This window comes from Affinirhizobium straminoryzae (assembly GCF_007004135.1).
In the GTDB taxonomy this organism is placed as follows: domain Bacteria; phylum Pseudomonadota; class Alphaproteobacteria; order Rhizobiales; family Rhizobiaceae; genus Neorhizobium; species Neorhizobium straminoryzae.
This window is the reverse complement of record NZ_VJMG01000013.1, coordinates 1-15798: the sequence shown is the minus strand read 5'-3', so window position 1 is coordinate 15798 and position 15798 is coordinate 1. Positions and strand designations below refer to the sequence as shown.

The window sequence follows — 15798 nt, the reverse complement described above, 5'->3', positions numbered from 1 at the left end:
GATGGTCGAGATACGAAAGGCAGCGCACCGGGACCTTGGCGCCATCGTCGCCATGCTGGCCGACGATGCGCTGGGTCTTTCCCGCGAGGTGGTGTCCGATCCCGTCGACAGCCGCTACGAGGCGGCCTTCGCCGCCATCGACGCGGATCCGAACCAGCTGCTGGCGGTGGTCGTCCGCGCGGATGGGGCGGTGATCGGCTGCCTGCAGGTGAGCTTCATTCCCGGCCTTTCCCGGCTGGGTCTCTGGCGCGGACAGATCGAAAGCGTGCGGATCGCCAGCGGCGAACGCGGCGGTGGGCTCGGCCGCCTCATGATCGGCTGGGCCATCGAGGAATGCCGCAAGCGCGGCTGCGGCCTCGTGCAGCTCACCTCCGACAAGCGCCGCGAGGAGGCGCTGCGCTTCTACGAATCCCTCGGCTTCGAGGCGACGCATGAGGGCTTCAAGATGAACCTATAGAGCGCTTCCGGCGAAAGCGGGATCGCCGGTGACGTTCCATTTTTTTGTTTCCTATTCAGTTGCAGGGGCGAAACCGGTTATCGCTTTCGCGGGAATGACCCTAGCGCAGTTTTGCCTTCAGGCCTTCGTCTGGAAAGCAGGTCGGCGAAAACCCGTTCTTTGCCTGCCAGTCGCCGAGCGAGCGGCGGGTCTTGAAGCCGGCAAGACCATCGGCCTTGCCCACGTCATAGCCCTTGGCCTGCAGTGCCGTCTGCATGGCGAGCACATCCGAGCGGCGCATCTTGCCGACCGGCCCCCAGCCACCGTCGAAGGCGCCGGCGCCATAGGCGATCCGGTCGGCCAGATTGCCGATGAAGAGCGCGTAGAGGTCGGAATTGTTATATTCCTTCAGCACGTAGAAATTCGGCGTGACGATGAATTCCGGCCCGTGGCGGCCGGCGGGCACCAGCATCATGCCCTCCACCCTGGCCTCATGGGCGGGAAAGGGTTTTCCGGAGGTGCGGGCAATCCCCATCGCGGCCCAGGCGGCAATCGGTTTCGCGAGATCCGGCCCTTCCTGAGCACAGGACACAGCGGCCGGGATCGACACCTCGAAACCCCAGTCGCGGCCGCGCTGCCAGCCCTTCAGCGCAAGATAATGCGCGATCGAGCCCAGCGTGTCCGGCACTGAATCCCAGATGTCGGCGCGGCCGTCGCCATCGAAATCCACCGCATAGCGGGCATAGCTGGAGGGCATGAACTGCGGCTGGCCAAGCGCGCCGGCCCAGGATCCCATCATCCGCCCCGGCGCCACGTCGCCATGCTGGAGGATGCGCAGTGCATCAATCAGCTCGGCGCGGAACATCGCCTTGCGGGTCGACATGAAGGCCTTGGTCGCGAGAACCTCGATCGCCGGATAGGGAAGCTTCGCGCGGCCATAGCCGGTTTCGCGGCCCCAGATGGCAAGGACTACCGCGCCCGGCACCCCATAGGTGCGCTCCACCTGGCGCAGCGTCGCCGCATGCGTTTCGGCCAGCATCCGGCCGGTCGCTGCCAGTGCCTGCAGCCGCGTTTCTGAAAAATAGGCGCCGGGCGAGGAGAATTCCGCCTGGCTCTGGTCCTGTTCCTTCGGGGGCGTGGTGCCGGGCGGCACGAGATCCGGCAGGCTCCAGTTCAGACGAATGCCGCGAAAGGCGCTGTCGATCGTCGCCTGCGAGACACCGGCCTTGCGGGCCTCGGGGGCGAGATCGCGGCTGATCCAGCTGCGGAACTGCGCCTCCACCTCGGATCTGGAGGGGGCCGCGAGGGCGGGGAGGGTGGTCAGCGTAGCGAGGGCAAAGGCGGAGAGAAGCTTGCTGCTGAATGACACAGTCCCCCACCCAATCCCCCTCTGGCCTGCCGGCCATCTCCCCCACAAGGGGGGAGAGGACCTGCGGCCCCGCCATGCCCCGATCAAGGCGACGAGATCGCGGCAGGTTAAGCCCCTCCCCCTTGTGGGGGGGGATTGGGGAGGGGTCTTTGTGACCCATCCAGTCGTCGTTCCACTCAAGAAGAGGGGGAATCTCGTGGATCTGTCCATGTCCACCGACGATCCGGAAGTATCATGCCGTCGGGTGAAAATGTTCCGAAGAAGCCCTGTCAACCTATCGCCTCCTCCTGTCACCCTCATATCGCCGTGCGCGCCCTTAGCGCCGCCGTCAGCGTTCCCTCGTCCAGATAGTCCAGCTCGCCCCCCACCGGCACGCCATGCGCCAGGCGGGTGATCTTCACCGGAAGATCGGACAGACGGTCGGTGATGTAGTGCGCGGTCGCCTGGCCTTCCACCGTGGCATTGACCGCCAGGATGATTTCCCGCACGCCGCCCTCGCTGACGCGGGTGATCAGACCCTTGATGTTGAGATCGTCCGGCCCGACGCCATCGAGCGGCGACAGCGTTCCGCCCAGCACGTGATAGGCGGCGTTCATCGCACCGGCCCGTTCCAGCGCCCAGAGGTCGGAGACATCCTCGACCACGATGATCACCGACTGGTCGCGGCGATCGTCGGTGCAGACCGTGCACGGGTCGCTGGTATCGACATTGCCGCAGCGCGAGCAGACCTTGACCTTGTCATAGGCCTCGCCGAGGGCGACCGAGAGCGGCCCCATCAGCTGTTCGCGCTTCTTGATCAGGTGCAGCGCCGCCCGCCGTGCCGAACGGGGGCCGAGCCCCGGCACCTTGGCGAGCAGCTGGATCAGTTTTTCGATTTCGGGACCGGTAACGCGTTTTGCCATGCGCCGCTTTTAGAGCATAAGAGGCCGGAACGGAATCCGACTTTGGAGTGCCCGGCATGAAAGTCACCGCCATCTGCATCGGCCAGGCCGGGAAACTACCCGGAAAATCCGCGAAAACCGGCATTCGCAAGGCAGAGGTCACGGCGGCGGTGCTGGTCGACCGGCACGGGCTCGTCGGCGATTCGGTCTGTAACCGCAAGCATCACGGCGGCCCCGACCAGGCCGTCTATGGCCTCGGCTCGGTGGATCTCTCCGCCTGGGAGGAGGAACTCGGCATGACGCTGCCGCCCGGCACCTTTGGTGAAAACCTGATCATCGAGGGGGTGGATAGCCGCAGCATCCGCGTCGGAGACCGTTTCGAGACGGCGGAGGTTCTGCTGGAGGTGACGGCGACGCGCACGCCCTGTTCCACGCTGTCCGAGCGCATGGGTGATCCGCATTTTGCCCGGCGTTTCAATGCGGTGGCGCGCCCCGGCTTCTATTGCCGCGTGCTGCGGCAGGGCCTGTTGCAGGCGGGCGATGCGGTGACCTGTCAGCCCTTTGCCGGGCCGTCGGTCACCATGCCGGAACTGCTGCATCTTCGCCCCGGACGGCTCTCGGACGAGGACCGCAGCCGCTACCTTTCCTTGCCGATCGGCGAGCGGCTGCGCGCGCTGATCGCCGGATGATGGCCGGAGCGAGCGCGCGGGCTTGCAATCTCAGAGGGCCGTCGAACCGGCTCAGAACGGCAGCTTCATGCCGGGCGGCAGCGGCAGGCCGGCCGTCAGCGCCGCCATCTTTTCCTGCGCCTGGGCTTCGCTCTTGTCCTTGGCGTCCTTGTGGGCGGCAACGATCAGGTCTTCGAGGATTTCCACCTCGTCTTCCTTGAACAGCGACGGATCGATCTTCAGGCCGCGCAACTCGCCCTTGCCACTCAGGATCACCGTCACCAGGCCACCGCCGGCCTTGCCTTCGACCTCAAGCGCGGCAATCTCCTGCTGCGCCTTCTCCATCTTGGCCTGCATTTCCTTGACCTTGCCCATCATGCCCATGATGTCGCGCATCGGGTCGCTCCTTCGTCTCGTCGTGTCGGGTGTCAGAATTCGATGTCGTCGCCGGGCAGGATGTCGCCCTCGTCCGTCTCGATGGTGGCCGGTGGCTTGATCTCCTCGGCCTCGTCCTCCTCGGTGACGCGGATGCGCACGTCGGTGATGCGGGCGCCCGGAAACTGGGCGAGGATGGCGGCGACGTCGGGATCGGCGCGGGCATCGGTGAGGCGCGCCTCGCGGGCTTCGCTTTCCACCTCGGCGAGCGTCGGCGAACCCTTCTCACGGCTGAGAATCACCATCCAGCGGGTTTCGGTCCATTCCTCCAGCCGGCGCTGCAGGTCGCCGACGATGCTTTTCGGCGCATCCGGCGGCAGGTTGATCTCCAGCCGGCCGGGATCGATGCGGACCAGCCGCACGAAGCTGCGCAGCAGGGCCTTCAGCTTCGGATCGCGGTTCTTGGCGCAGAGATCGGCAATGTCGGCGAGCGAGGTGACCGGAACTTTCGGCGCCGGAGCTGCGGTCGGAGCGGCCTGTGGTGCCGCACGTTCTTCCGTACGACCGAGCGTCATTGGCTGCGGCGTGGAGGGAACGGCGGCGAGCATGGCGGTCGGCCCACCCGAAGCGCCATTGGCGGCCATGCGCGGCGCGGGCGCACCGCTCTCCGGTCCCCGCGCCGTCACCGGCGGAGCACCAAGGCTGGCGCGGGCGCCGCCATTGCCGGATGCCGGGGCCAAGGCGCCGGCCTCGCCACCGCCGTTCAGCAGGTCGGCGACGCGACGCGCGGCATCTTCCGGCGAGGGCAGGTGGGCGGCATGGGTGAGGCGGATCAGCACCATCTCGGCGGCCCCCGCTGCACGGGCGGCGTTCTCGGCTTCCGGAATGCCCTTCAGCAGCATCTGCCACATGCGCGACAGCGTGGTGACCGCGACCGTTGCGGCAAACTCGGCACCGCGCACGCGCTCGACCTCGCTCAGCGACGGGTCGTCGCCGGCCTCGGGGATGTATTTTATCCGGGTGACGAGATGGGTGAAGTCGGCGAGATCGGTCAGGACGACGACCGGATTGGCCCCGGCCTCGTATTGCGCAGCAAATTCCTGCAGCGCCGCCGTTACGTCGCCTCTCACCACATGTTCGAACAGATCGACGATGCGGGCGCGGTCGGCAAGGCCCAGCATGCCGCGCACGGTCTCCACCTGAACGGCACCGCCGCCATGGGCGATTGCCTGGTCGAGCAGCGACAGGCCGTCACGGGCAGAGCCTTCGGCAGCGCGTGCGACCATCGCCAGCGCTTCCGCTTCGAAGCCGATGCCTTCCTTGCCGAGGATGGCGGAAAACAGGCCGACCAGATCGGCGGCGCTGATGCGGCGCAGATCGAAACGCTGGCAGCGCGACAGCACCGTGATCGGGACTTTGCGGATTTCGGTGGTGGCGAAGATGAACTTCACATGCTCCGGCGGCTCTTCCAGCGTCTTCAGGAGGCCGTTGAAGGCCTGCGTCGAGAGCATGTGCACTTCGTCGATGATATAGACCTTGTAGCGCGCCGAAACCGGACGGTAGCGCACCTGCTCGATGATCTCGCGGATGTCATCGATGCCGGTATGCGAGGCGGCGTCCATCTCGATCACGTCGACATGGCGGCCTTCCATGATCGCCTGACAGTGTTCGCCTGGAATCCGCAGGTCGATGGTCGGACGGTCGATCTCGGGGGTCTTGTAGTTCAGCGCGCGGGCGAGAATGCGGGCGGTGGTCGTCTTGCCCACGCCGCGCACGCCGGTCAGCATGTAGGCCTGCGCGATGCGGCCCGTCTCGAAGGCATTGGTGAGGGTGCGGACCATCGGCTCCTGGCCGACCATCAGGTCCGAGAAATCCTTGGGCCGGTACTTGCGCGCCAGAACCCGGTAGCCCGTGCCACCCGTCGATGTCGTGTCCGAAACTGTCAGCCCGGTGTCGCTCATCAAGTCCCGCGAGCCTCAATCGGCTATGGCAGCCTTTGGCCAGCCTTGCGGCCGGACCGGAAGCTGACCATCGAAGAATAGAAGGTGGGAGGCTGGCACGGCGACCCGTGCCTGGCTCGTTAGGGCTGCTTCCTTCCGGACCTGACCCGGTTGGCGAGTGGCTCGTCCACCACCAACCTCCCGAGGGGACATATCGTCGTTTCCCGCAGCAAAAGCAAGCCAAGCCTTCAAAAAACTGCTAGCAAGACGAAAAACTTCGGAGGACACCTTGAGCCCTTTTGTACTGGATGACCGGCTGGAACGGGATTCCGAATTCGTCACCGCGCTTGGTCTGTGCCAGCTGCGCCTGTTGAAGGACAGCCGCTGGCCCTGGCTGATGCTGGTGCCGCAGCGCGCCGGCAAGACCGAGATCTTCGAACTGACGCCGCTCGATCAGGCCATGCTGACCTTTGAGGCCAATCTGGTCGCCGGGGCGCTGAAGCAGGTGACGGGTGCGAAAAAGATCAATGTCGGCGCGCTCGGCAATATCGTCAGCCAGCTGCATGTGCATGTGGTGGCGCGCCACGAGGGCGATCCGAACTGGCCCGGCCCGATCTGGGGTTTTGGCACGGCCGTTCCGTACGACAATGACCGCAAGCATGCCTTCCTCACCGCGCTGAACGAGGCGATCGGATCATGACCCTCTCCCTTTTCGAAACGGATGCGCCGCATCCGGAAGCAAGCCGTCTGACTGCCTTTTCCGGCAACCGGCTGGATCGCGGCGCCGAACACCGCACGGAAGATTGCCTGGATCAGGCGCTTGCCCATGAGGGCGCGCATATTCTCGTCCTCGCCGGCGGCAAGCTGGTTCTGAAGCATGACGACCAGGTGCTGGATGCGCTGTTTGCCCGGCACGAGGTGGCGGGCCTGCATCCCGACCGGGACGCGCTGATCCTGCTCGGTTACCGGGAGAATGGCGAGCCGCGGCTTGCCGTCAGCCTGACGACGCCGGCGGAAGATCTCGAAAAGCAGTTCAAGATCACCGATGCCCGCTCGGCCTTCCGCGACGCTCTGCTGGACGAGGAAACGCTCGGCGAGGTGGCGCAGGCGCTCAGCCTGACCCACTGGAATGCAGCCAACCGCTTCTGCGGCAAGTGCGGCACCAGGACGAACAGCCAGCTCGGCGGCTACAAGCGCAGCTGCCCCGCCTGCGGCCACATGATGTTTCCGCGCACCGATCCTGTCGTCATCATGCTGACCGTGGATGTGGAAAACGACCGTGTTCTCCTCGGTCGCGGCCACCATTTCGCGCCGGGCATGTATTCCACGCTTGCCGGCTTCGTGGAGCCGGGCGAGACGATCGAGGATGCCGTGCGGCGGGAAACGCTGGAGGAATCCGGCATCGAGACCGGCCGGGTGCGCTATCACGCCTCCCAGCCCTGGCCCATGCCGCATTCGCTGATGATCGGTTGCTATGCGGAGGCGCTGTCGGCCGACATCCGCCGCGACGAGCAGGAGCTGGCCGATTGCCGCTGGTTCAGCCGCGCCGAAGTGGCGGCCATGCTGGAGGCGGATCCGGCCGGCGAAGGCCCGTTCTCGCCGCCGCGCGGGGCCATTGCCCACCGGCTGATGCGTGACTGGGTGGAGTGGAGCCGCAGGGACTGACGACCGGTCACTGCGGCGTAGCGCCCGAACCTGCTGTGAGAGCGGCCCTGCGCCGGCGCGTGAAGGTGTGCACCGCAAGCGAGACGCCGGCGATCTGCAGTGCTGCTCCGATTGCCTCCGCCGCCGTTGGCCCCCGGGCGTCGAGGGTCAGGCCGAAGATCAGGCCGAACACGGTTTCGGCGACGATCAGCTGGGCGGTCAGCGCAAGCGGCAGCCGTCTTGAGGCAAAGCTCCAGCACCAGGTGGCAAGCCAGGAGGCGGTCATGCCGAGCACCACGGCCCAGCCGAGGAAGCGCAGCAGATCCTCCGTCGTGGCGGTCTGATAGGTGTTCGAGGCCATCGGGATCAGCACCAGCGAGCCGGCCAGTGCGCCAAGCCCGTGCAGGTTGGTCCAGTCGATGGTGCCGGGCGGTTCGGCTGCGCGCATGATCCGGGCATTGACGATGCCGTAGAGCACCCATACCAGGAGGGCGGCAATGGCGCAGCCGGCGCCGGCCAGCATCATCCGCTGGCCCTGGAGATCGAGTTTCGCCACCAGTTCGACATTCACGACGCCAATGCCGGCGGCGATCATCAGCAGCGGGAGCGCCAGCCGCCGCCACTCGATGGTCTTGTCCATCAGGTTGGCGATCGCCGGCAGGATCACCGGCATGATGCCGATGATCAGCGGTGGCACGACCGGGCCTGCCAGAAGAACCGCCTGCGAGGCCAGTACGAAATAGCCGACATAGCCGATGATGCCGAGCATCATGCCGGTTGCGATCCGCCTGCCGCTGACGCCCTTCAGGCGAAAGCGCGGATGCAGCATGGTCAGTGCACAGGTCAGGCCGAAAACGCCGTAGCGGGCAATGGTGATGTCGAACAGGCTGAACGGATGCACCAGCCGCGCCGCAACGAAAGTCAGGCCCCAGAGGGCGCAGGTCAGCAGGCCTGCCAGAATTCCAAGAAACATGTGATCTCCTTCGCCGCGACAGGCGCAAGCCGACAAGGCCACGCCGGTGGCCGGCAAGAACGGTGCCGGTCCATGACGATCTCACCCCTCTGGCCCGCCGTGCGGCCGTCGGGATGTCAGGCGCCGTTCAGGGCGCGGCGCATCGGGTGACCGAGATAGGTGCCGAGAATGCGGACCTTTTCGGAAAAGAAGCGCAGTTCCTCCAGCGCCCGGCGGACCGGCGCATCGTCGGGATGTCCTTCGATATCCGCGTAGAACTGCGTCGCGACGAATTTGCCGCCGATCTGGTAGCTTTCCAGCTTCGTCATGTTGATGCCATTGGTCGCAAAGCCGCCGAGCGCCTTGTAGAGGGCGGCCGGAATGTTGCGCACGTTGAAGACGAAGGTGGTGACGATCAGGTCCTTGTCGCTCTGCCGTTTCACCCAGGCTTCATCGCGCGACAGCACGACGAAGCGCGTGACATTGCTTTCGGAATCCTCGACATTTTCCTGCAGGATCTCCAGCCCGTAGAGCCCGGCCGCCAGTCGCGGCGCCAGGGCGGCCATGGAACGGTCGCCGCGTTCGGCCACCAGCTTGGCGGCACCGGCGGTGTCGCCGGCCACGACGCCCTTCCAGCCGTTCGAGCGGATGATCTTGCGGCATTGGCCGAGCGCATGGATATGGCTGTGCACGGTGCGGATCTCGTCGCGGGTCACACCCGGCAGCACCATCAGCTGGAAGCGGATCGGCATGAAATATTCGCCGATGATATGCAGCCGCGATTCGGGCAGCAGATGGTGGATATCCGCCACGCGGCCGGCCAGCGTATTCTCGATCGGGATCATCGCCAGATCCGCCTCGCCGCTTTCCAGCGCCGTGAAGGCATCCTCGAAGGTGGGGCAGGGCAGCGGCTCCATGCTCGGGAACATGTCGCGGCAGGCCATGTCGGAGTTTGCGCCGAAATCGCCCTGGAAGGCGATGCGATTGGTCTTGGAAACCATGGGAATGTCCATCAGAGGGAACGGCTGGCGAGGATCGCGCGCGCCTTTTCGAGGTCGGCCGGAGTATCGACGCCGAGCGGAACGGAGTCAACGATCTCCACGTCGATGCGCATGCCCGCCTCCAGCGCACGCAGCTGCTCCAGCTTCTCGCGCTGTTCGAGCACGGAGGGCCCGAGCGAGACGAAGCGTTCCAGCGCGCGGCGGCGATAGGTGTAGAGGCCGATATGGTGGTAGAGCGGGCCTTCGCCATAGGGCGCCGTGGCGCGGGTGAAATAGAGCGCGCGCAGCCGCGAGGGGGTGAGCGGCGAGCCGACCACCTTGACGATATGCGGCAGCACCTTGTCTTCCTCGTTGTCGATCTCGACGGTCAGCGTGGCGATGTCGACTGCGGGATCCTGCATCGGGCGCAGCGAAGCCATCACGGCCTCCGGCTCGATGGTCGGCAGGTCGCCCTGCACGTTGATGATGAATTCTGCCTGGCCGTCGGGATCGGCGCTGAGCACCGCCTCGTGGATGCGGTCGGAACCGGACTGGTGATCGTCCCGCGTCATGACAACCTCGAAACCGGCAGCGTTGACGGCGTCAAAGACGCGCTGGTCGTCGACGGCAACGATCACGCGGCCGACATTGGCCTCGCGGGCGCGTCGGGCAACCTGGACGATCATCGGCGCGCCGCCGATATCGGCCAGCGGCTTGCCGGGCAGGCGGGTGGAAGCCATGCGCGCCGGGATGAGCACGAGCGTTTTGTCGAAATCCGGATTGCGCATCAAAGTCCTTCCGTGAGCGCCGAGGATGGCAAAAGGTAGCAGGGGCAGCTCACTGATTCAGGTTGCACCAGTGTCGCAAAAGACATAGCTTTCAAGGGATTTCAAGGTGGGACGCCTGCGATTCCAGCAGGTGGGAAGGAGCTTTTTTCGAATGAACGCCTATACGAACATGGCTGTGGGGGCCCTGCTCAGTACCGTCTTCGTGATGATGTCCGTGTCGATCGCATCCGAGGGTCTGTTCCATTCGCCAGCGCCGGCAACGCCGGGCTTTGCCATTGCGGCTGCGGAAGCGCCGGCCGCAGGCGGCGGCGAGGCGGCACCGGCTGCTGCTGCCGTGCCGATCGCGCAGCTCCTGGCCAAGGCCGATCCGGTGGCCGGCGCCAATTCCTTCAAGAAGTGTGCGAGCTGTCATTCGGCCGAACCGAGCAGTCCCAACAAGGTCGGTCCAGGCCTGTGGAACGTCGTCAATCGGCCGATCGCTTCGCATGAGGGCTTCAGCTATTCCGCTGCCATCAAGGACTTTTCCAAGGGCGGTTCGGTGGTCTGGGACTATGAGCATCTCAACCACTTCCTGGCGGCTCCGAAGGCCTATATCTCCGGCACGGCCATGGGCTTTGCGGGTCTCAAGAAGGATGACGAGCGCGCCAACGTGATCGCCTATCTGCGCTCGCTCTCGGAAAAGCCCGCCCCGCTGCCGGACCCGGCGGCTCCGGCCACCAACTGAGCCAAGCGCTCCTGCCTCTTGCTGTCATCAGGGCCCGGTCACGCCGGGCCTTTGCTTTTGGACAAGGGGAAGTGTGGTCTGGCCCGCCTGCGACGCATCGGCGATCAACTGAGAAGCCAGGCCCAGAAGCTCACCGAAACCACGCCGAAAATGGTGGTGATGCTGATGACGGAGGCGGCGAGGCTTTGACCCGAGCGGAAGCGTGTGGCGATGATCCAGGCATTGATGCCCGTTGGCACCGAGGAGGTCAGCACCATGGCGGAGGTCCAGGCATGCGACAGCCCGAGCAGATGGGCGAAGCCGTAGACCGAGGCCGGCAGGAGGATGAGCTTCAGCAGCGCCATGACGGTGGCGAGCGACAGGTTGCCGTGCACCGGATATTTGCGCAGCGTCATGCCGAGCGAGATCAGGGCCGCCGCCGCCGTCACCGCAGCGATCTGGTCCACCACGTTCTTGATGACCACGGGCAAGGCGCCAAGGCCGGACAGGTTGAAGGCGACGCCGAGCGCCAGTGCAATCACCAGCGGGTTGCGGCTCAGATTGGTGCCGACCTGGCGCAACACCGCCAGAAGACTGCGTCGCCCGCCGCCATCCACCCTGGCGCTCGCATGTTCCATCAGGATCGTCCCGATCACCATCATCAGCGGCAGATGGATGGCCAGCAGGATGGAGATGGCCACGATGCCGTCGGTGCCGACCGAACGCCCCACCAGCGGCAGCCCGATGAAGACATTGTTGGCGAAGGCAGAAGACATGCCGGCGATGACACCGATCTTCTCGTCACGCCCGAACAGGCGCCGGGCCATCAGGTGGCCGACCGTCCAGGTCACCGCGACGCCGGCGAAATAGGCGATCCAGAGGCGAAAGGGCGAGGCTCCCTCGAAATGCGCTTCCGCCAGCGTGCGGAAAATCAGCGTCGGCAGGGCGATCTTGAACACGAATTCCGCCAGCGCATCACCGCTTTCCTCGCTCATCAGGCCGGTACGGGCAACGATCCAGCCGATCAGGATCAGCAGGAAGACGGGAGCGACATTGGTAAAGACGGCTGACACGGGGGAGGGCTTTCACGGACGGGAGTCCGATGTAGCGCATTCGCGTGCGGGGGACAAACCCGTGATGGCGCGCGGCATCAAAAACACGAAAGCGGGCGTGAAGCCCGCTTCGACCCCTTCCGGGGTTCGAAACCGCGTCCGCCAGTTCATCCGTGGTCCGGGCCGCGATCCGATGATGATGATTTATCCCGCCTTCGTGACGCCCGCATGACGAGCATCAAGCCACGCGCGCTTTTTCCTTTCCTTCAACTCTGGAAGTTATATGAGGAAGAGAAGGCACCACCCTGCGGAGATTGAGGCTGAATGAGCAAGTTCGACGTCCTGACCATCGGTAACGCCATCGTTGACATCCTGTCGCGATGCGAGGACCGGTTTCTTGAAGAGAACGGCATCATCAAGGGGGCCATGAACCTCATCGATGCGGAACGTGCGCAACTGCTCTACAGCCTGATGGGTCCCGCGCACGAAGCCTCCGGCGGCAGCGCCGGCAACACGGCCGCCGGTGTCGCAAGCTTCGGCGCAAAGGCCGCCTATTTCGGCAAGGTTGCGGAGGACGAACTCGGCAAGATCTTCCAGCACGATATCCGCGCCCAGGGCGTGCATTACCAGACCCGGCCCGATGGTACCTTTCCGCCGACTGCCCGCTCGATGATCTTCGTCACGCCGGATGGCGAGCGCTCGATGAACACCTATCTTGGCGCCTGCGTCGATCTCGGGCCGGAACATGTCGAGGCCGAGGTGGTGGCCGAGGCGAAGGTCACCTATTTCGAAGGGTATCTGTGGGATCCGCCGCGCGCCAAGGAAGCCATCCGCGAATGCGCGCGCATTGCCCATGCGCATGGCCGCGAAACCTCGATGACCCTGTCGGATTCCTTCTGTGTCGACCGCTATCGCGGCGAATTTCTCGATCTCATGCGTTCGGGCACGGTGGATATCGTGTTCGCCAACCGGCACGAGGCGCTGTCGCTCTATGAAACCGACGATTTCGAACTGGCGCTGCGCAGCCTTGCGGCCGACTGCAAGCTGGCGGCGGTGACGCTGAGCGAAGACGGCGCCATCATCCTCAGAGGCGAGGAGCGCTACAAGGTCGATGCCATCGCGGTCGAGAAGGTGCTGGATACGACCGGCGCCGGCGATCTGTTCGCTGCCGGCTTCCTGACCGGCTATACGGCCGGCAAGCCGCTCGATGTCTGCGGCAGGCTCGGCTGCCTGGCGGCCGGTATCGTGATCCAGCATTTCGGCCCACGGCCGATGGTGTCGCTGAAGGATGCGGCCGTGGAAGCCGGCCTTCTCTGACGTCAGAGACTTTCCGTGTCAGTTCGGGCCGTGATCCGTCACGGTCTTGTTGCCCGGTGGCGCGCCTCAAGCGGATCAGGGGACTTACTTGAAGGCTTCGCCGGGATAGGCGCCCCAGATTTCCGATTGCGGAACCCAGCCTTCCATCGAACCGGCGATGGCGAGGCACCAGTCGCCGGTGCATTGTTTCAGGCGCATGATCACGCCCGGCTCGAGCTTGGCGACCACCTGGGCCGTGGTCTGGGCCTCACGGCGCATGTTGACGAACACCTGCTGTCCCTTGTCGCGCATCCATGGTGCTGCAAGCGCCGTGCGCTCGCCGGACAGCAACGCCTGGTTCACCCAGCCTTCGGTTCCATCCGCGTCGCGGACACGCCGCCAGTTTTCGTATTCCTGGATGATTTCCATCGGAAGCCCCTCCTTGAGGTACATCCAGGACACGGCATAATCGGTGCTGGGGCCGACGCGAATGTTGACGCGGCGGGATTTCAGGCTGACGAAGCGCGGCAGCGGCAGGCCGCTTGCGCCCTTGGCCGTCTGCGCCATGGCCGGTGCGGTGTCAACGAAGGCGGCAAGCGACGTCCCGACGAGCGCAATCGCGCCGGCAAGGCATGAAATTCGAATGAAACGTCGCATATGCCTTCTCTCGATGCTCATCGGCCGGAGCAGCCGGGGCCTCGCGCATGCGGGGGCAAACGCAGCGCGCGAGGTTTTGTTTGTCTTCGCCGACGGGTCTGGTAGAAAACGCCTGATCCGCCGAATGTCGCCGATCTCGGTTAACGAGATCTGAACAAGCTTCCGAAGGACGACCATGACCGCCAGGAAAAAGCCCAAGGTTTACATCACCCGCAAGCTGCCGGACGCGGTCGAGACACGCATGCGTGAACTTTTCGAAGCGGAACTCAACATAGACGACGTGCCGCGCAGCCCCGAGCAACTTCTGGCGGCGGTGAAGACGGCCGATGTGCTGGTGCCGACCGTGACGGATCGAATCGATTCGGCACTGATCGAGGCGGCGGGTCCGCAGCTGAAGCTGATCGCCAGCTTTTCCAACGGGGTCGATCATATCGATGTGGATGCGGCAGCCCGGCGCGGCATCACCGTCACCAACACGCCGAACGTGCTGACGGAAGACACCGCCGACATGACCATGGTGCTGATCTTTGCCGTCCTGCGCCGCCTGATCGAGGGATCGCGGGTGCTGACGGAGGATCCCGGCAGCTGGGCCGGCTGGTCACCCACCTGGATGCTTGGCCGGCGCATCGGCGGCAAGCGCATCGGCATTGTCGGCATGGGCCGCATCGGCACTGCCGTTGCCCGCCGCGCCAAGGCTTTCGGCCTGTCGATCCATTACCACAACCGCAAGCGGGTCAACCCCGCAACCGAGGAAGAGCTGGAGGCGACCTACTGGGACAGCCTCGACCAGATGCTGGCGCGGGTCGATATCGTCTCCGTCAACTGCCCCTCGACGCCCGCCACCTTCCATCTTCTCTCCGCCCGCCGGCTGGCGCTGATGCAGCCGTCGAGCATCATCGTCAACACGGCGCGCGGCGACATCATCGACGAGGCTGCCCTCATCCAGCTTCTGAAGGATGGCCGCATTGCCGGCGCCGGCCTCGACGTGTTCTCCAACGAGCCGCTCGTCAATCCGAAGCTGCTGAAGCTCGCGCAGGAAGGCAAGGCAGTGCTTCTGCCGCACATGGGCTCGGCCACCGTCGAGGGCCGCATCGACATGGGCGACAAGGTGATCATCAACATCCGTACCTTCTTTGACGGCCACCGCCCGCCGAACCGCGTGCTGCCAAGTCGTCTCTGACCGTTCCCGCCCTCCGCCGCGCTGACGCTTGATGGATCCGCCCCGCCATGGGGCGGTATCGCCTTCACGCGGCCTTGATCGCGGAAGCCAGATTGGAATCGATCCAGTTTGCAAGATGCTCCGTAGACCCCGTTGAAAAGACGGAAAGGAGGCACCCGATGAAGAAGGGTTTGCTCTCAGTCATGATGGGGCTTTCGATGCTGACATTGACGCAGGCGGCGGATGCGGCGGATCTGGCGCTGGAGCGCTATTTTGAGGGCAAGACGCGCGCAACGGGTTCGTTCAGCGCGATCAATGGCGTCAAGCGGGAGTTCAAGGTGGATCTGACCGGCCGCTGGGACGGCAAGACGCTGGTCTTGCGCGAGGATTTCGTTTTCTCCGACGGCGAGAAGGACCGCAAGACCTGGCGCTTCACCAAGACAGGTCCCGGCCGCTACACCGGCACCCGCGAGGACGTGATCGGTACCACCGACGTGGTGATCGAGGGCAAGGTTGCGAAGTTCAACTACCTCGTCAACCTCGGCACCGAGGCCAAGCCGAACAAAGTGCGTTTCTACGACACCATGGAACTGGAACCGGACGGAACACTCGTCAACACCGCCTGGGTCACGAAGTACCTGCTGCCGGTCGCCAGGACCAAGGTGATCTTCAGCCGTTGACGGCCTCGGGCCGTCGTTGCTCCGCGGGCGTGGCCAGCATTTTCTGCATCTCGATGAAGGTGATCCGGTCGAAGCCGGGATGCGATTTCTCGGCCGTGCGGACAAAACCCCAGGCGGAAAACGTCGCATGGTTCTGGACCAGTTCGATGCGGGTCTCGAGGCGAAGCCGGGACAAATTGTGGCGCCGCGCTTCCTCTTCCGCCGCCTGCTGCAGGCGG

19 protein-coding genes and 1 other RNA gene are annotated in these 15798 nt (G+C 65.0%); 9 read left to right on the top strand and 11 right to left on the bottom strand.

All coding sequences use genetic code 11. The annotated features are described in order from the left end of the window. The first annotated feature begins 1 nt into the window (after position 1). Positions 2-457 carry a GNAT family N-acetyltransferase gene (locus FNA46_RS06225; protein WP_143124253.1) on the top strand — a complete coding sequence of 152 codons (456 nt, stop codon included), beginning with the start codon at positions 2-4 and terminating at the stop codon, positions 455-457. Between the two features lie 100 nt (positions 458-557). Here FNA46_RS06225 and FNA46_RS06220 read toward each other — a convergent pair whose 3' ends face one another. Then, the gene (locus FNA46_RS06220) at positions 558-1805 is read right to left on the bottom strand and encodes a lytic murein transglycosylase (protein WP_425468676.1); all 1248 of its coding nucleotides are present in this window, start codon (positions 1803-1805) and stop codon (positions 558-560) included. A gap of 296 nt (positions 1806-2101) precedes the next feature. After that, positions 2102-2707 carry a recombination mediator RecR gene (recR, locus tag FNA46_RS06215; protein ID WP_143124251.1) on the bottom strand — a complete coding sequence of 202 codons (606 nt, stop codon included), beginning with the start codon at positions 2705-2707 and terminating at the stop codon, positions 2102-2104. 56 nt (positions 2708-2763) lie between these two features. Between recR and FNA46_RS06210 the strand changes: the two genes are divergently transcribed. Next, a complete protein-coding gene (locus FNA46_RS06210; RefSeq protein WP_143124250.1) occupies positions 2764-3375 on the top strand; it encodes an MOSC domain-containing protein in 612 nt (203 codons plus the stop codon). A 51-nt stretch (positions 3376-3426) separates the two neighbouring features. Here the strand turns inward: FNA46_RS06210 and FNA46_RS06205 are convergent, their stop codons facing one another. The 3 genes from FNA46_RS06205 to ffs form a co-directional block, all read right to left on the bottom strand. Further along, the gene (locus tag FNA46_RS06205) at positions 3427-3750 is read right to left on the bottom strand and encodes a YbaB/EbfC family nucleoid-associated protein (protein WP_143124249.1); all 324 of its coding nucleotides are present in this window, start codon (positions 3748-3750) and stop codon (positions 3427-3429) included. A 32-nt stretch (positions 3751-3782) separates the two neighbouring features. Beyond that, positions 3783-5690, bottom strand: coding sequence for a DNA polymerase III subunit gamma/tau (locus FNA46_RS06200; RefSeq protein WP_143124248.1), 1908 nt, complete (start codon positions 5688-5690; stop codon positions 3783-3785). Positions 5691-5774: 84 nt separating this feature from the next. Continuing rightward, an RNA gene (gene ffs / locus FNA46_RS06195) (signal recognition particle sRNA small type) lies at positions 5775-5871 on the bottom strand. 87 nt (positions 5872-5958) lie between these two features. Between ffs and FNA46_RS06190 the strand changes: the two genes are divergently transcribed. Together FNA46_RS06190 and nudC are read left to right on the top strand one after the other, a co-directional pair. Next, positions 5959-6369, top strand: a complete 411-nt coding sequence (locus FNA46_RS06190; protein WP_143124247.1) for an HIT domain-containing protein — start codon at positions 5959-5961, stop codon at positions 6367-6369. Continuing rightward, on the top strand, positions 6366-7334 hold the full coding sequence (gene nudC / locus FNA46_RS06185) for an NAD(+) diphosphatase (protein ID WP_185969748.1): 969 nt from the start codon (positions 6366-6368) through the stop codon (positions 7332-7334). The genes FNA46_RS06190 and nudC overlap by 4 nt, the downstream gene beginning before the upstream one ends. Positions 7335-7341: 7 nt before the next feature. Here nudC and FNA46_RS06180 read toward each other — a convergent pair whose 3' ends face one another. The 3 genes from FNA46_RS06180 to FNA46_RS06170 all read right to left on the bottom strand — a co-directional run bounded on the left by FNA46_RS06180 (position 7342) and on the right by FNA46_RS06170 (position 10033). Then, entirely contained in the window at positions 7342-8286 is a 945-nt protein-coding gene (locus FNA46_RS06180; protein WP_143124245.1) for a DMT family transporter, read from the bottom strand. Positions 8287-8402: 116 nt separating this feature from the next. Then, a complete protein-coding gene (locus tag FNA46_RS06175; RefSeq protein WP_143124244.1) occupies positions 8403-9266 on the bottom strand; it encodes a prephenate dehydratase in 864 nt (287 codons plus the stop codon). An 11-nt stretch (positions 9267-9277) separates the two neighbouring features. Continuing rightward, positions 9278-10033, bottom strand: a complete 756-nt coding sequence (locus FNA46_RS06170; protein ID WP_143124243.1) for a 3-deoxy-manno-octulosonate cytidylyltransferase — start codon at positions 10031-10033, stop codon at positions 9278-9280. Positions 10034-10184: 151 nt separating this feature from the next. Here FNA46_RS06170 and FNA46_RS06165 point away from each other — a divergent pair, with 151 nt between their 5' ends. Further along, the gene (locus tag FNA46_RS06165; protein ID WP_143124242.1) at positions 10185-10757 is read left to right on the top strand and encodes a c-type cytochrome; all 573 of its coding nucleotides are present in this window, start codon (positions 10185-10187) and stop codon (positions 10755-10757) included. A 104-nt stretch (positions 10758-10861) separates the two neighbouring features. Here FNA46_RS06165 and FNA46_RS06160 read toward each other — a convergent pair whose 3' ends face one another. Beyond that, positions 10862-11809 (bottom strand): AEC family transporter, encoded by a 948-nt coding sequence (locus FNA46_RS06160; protein WP_143124241.1) that lies wholly within the window; start codon positions 11807-11809, stop codon positions 10862-10864. 64 nt (positions 11810-11873) lie between these two features. Here FNA46_RS06160 and FNA46_RS25945 point away from each other — a divergent pair, with 64 nt between their 5' ends. Together FNA46_RS25945 and FNA46_RS06155 are read left to right on the top strand one after the other, a co-directional pair. Then, a complete protein-coding gene (locus tag FNA46_RS25945; protein ID WP_185969747.1) occupies positions 11874-12020 on the top strand; it encodes a hypothetical protein in 147 nt (48 codons plus the stop codon). A 92-nt stretch (positions 12021-12112) separates the two neighbouring features. After that, complete coding sequence (locus tag FNA46_RS06155) at positions 12113-13105, top strand: adenosine kinase (RefSeq protein WP_143124240.1); 993 nt, start codon at positions 12113-12115, stop codon at positions 13103-13105. An 84-nt stretch (positions 13106-13189) separates the two neighbouring features. Here the strand turns inward: FNA46_RS06155 and FNA46_RS06150 are convergent, their stop codons facing one another. Continuing rightward, complete coding sequence (locus FNA46_RS06150; protein ID WP_143124239.1) at positions 13190-13741, bottom strand: SH3 domain-containing protein; 552 nt, start codon at positions 13739-13741, stop codon at positions 13190-13192. 175 nt (positions 13742-13916) lie between these two features. Here FNA46_RS06150 and FNA46_RS06145 point away from each other — a divergent pair, with 175 nt between their 5' ends. Further along, on the top strand, positions 13917-14921 hold the full coding sequence (locus FNA46_RS06145) for a 2-hydroxyacid dehydrogenase (protein ID WP_143124238.1): 1005 nt from the start codon (positions 13917-13919) through the stop codon (positions 14919-14921). A 158-nt stretch (positions 14922-15079) separates the two neighbouring features. After that, the gene (locus FNA46_RS06140) at positions 15080-15580 is read left to right on the top strand and encodes a DUF3833 family protein (protein ID WP_143124237.1); all 501 of its coding nucleotides are present in this window, start codon (positions 15080-15082) and stop codon (positions 15578-15580) included. On the opposite strand, the gene FNA46_RS06135 is transcribed toward FNA46_RS06140, so the two are convergent. After that, positions 15570-15798 (bottom strand): N-acetyltransferase (locus tag FNA46_RS06135; protein WP_483923584.1); only part of this gene is annotated, 229 nt, incomplete at its 5' end. The genes FNA46_RS06140 and FNA46_RS06135 overlap by 11 nt on opposite strands.

Excerpts from the sequence above, each read along its gene's own strand:
- FNA46_RS06225 (WP_143124253.1), top strand. The coding sequence starts at position 2 with ATGGTCGAGATACGAAAGGCAGCGCACCGGGACCTTGGCGCCATCGTC.
- recR (WP_143124251.1), bottom strand. The coding sequence starts at position 2,707 with ATGGCAAAACGCGTTACCGGTCCCGAAATCGAAAAACTGATCCAGCTG.
- FNA46_RS06210 (WP_143124250.1), top strand. The coding sequence starts at position 2,764 with ATGAAAGTCACCGCCATCTGCATCGGCCAGGCCGGGAAACTACCCGGA.
- FNA46_RS06205 (WP_143124249.1), bottom strand. The coding sequence starts at position 3,750 with ATGCGCGACATCATGGGCATGATGGGCAAGGTCAAGGAAATGCAGGCC.
- FNA46_RS06200 (WP_143124248.1), bottom strand. The coding sequence starts at position 5,690 with ATGAGCGACACCGGGCTGACAGTTTCGGACACGACATCGACGGGTGGC.
- nudC (WP_185969748.1), top strand. The coding sequence starts at position 6,366 with ATGACCCTCTCCCTTTTCGAAACGGATGCGCCGCATCCGGAAGCAAGC.
- FNA46_RS06180 (WP_143124245.1), bottom strand. The coding sequence starts at position 8,286 with ATGTTTCTTGGAATTCTGGCAGGCCTGCTGACCTGCGCCCTCTGGGGC.
- FNA46_RS06175 (WP_143124244.1), bottom strand. The coding sequence starts at position 9,266 with ATGGTTTCCAAGACCAATCGCATCGCCTTCCAGGGCGATTTCGGCGCA.
- FNA46_RS06170 (WP_143124243.1), bottom strand. The coding sequence starts at position 10,033 with ATGCGCAATCCGGATTTCGACAAAACGCTCGTGCTCATCCCGGCGCGC.
- FNA46_RS06165 (WP_143124242.1), top strand. The coding sequence starts at position 10,185 with ATGAACGCCTATACGAACATGGCTGTGGGGGCCCTGCTCAGTACCGTC.
- FNA46_RS25945 (WP_185969747.1), top strand. The coding sequence starts at position 11,874 with ATGGCGCGCGGCATCAAAAACACGAAAGCGGGCGTGAAGCCCGCTTCG.
- FNA46_RS06155 (WP_143124240.1), top strand. The coding sequence starts at position 12,113 with ATGAGCAAGTTCGACGTCCTGACCATCGGTAACGCCATCGTTGACATC.
- FNA46_RS06150 (WP_143124239.1), bottom strand. The coding sequence starts at position 13,741 with ATGCGACGTTTCATTCGAATTTCATGCCTTGCCGGCGCGATTGCGCTC.
- FNA46_RS06145 (WP_143124238.1), top strand. The coding sequence starts at position 13,917 with ATGACCGCCAGGAAAAAGCCCAAGGTTTACATCACCCGCAAGCTGCCG.
- FNA46_RS06140 (WP_143124237.1), top strand. The coding sequence starts at position 15,080 with ATGAAGAAGGGTTTGCTCTCAGTCATGATGGGGCTTTCGATGCTGACA.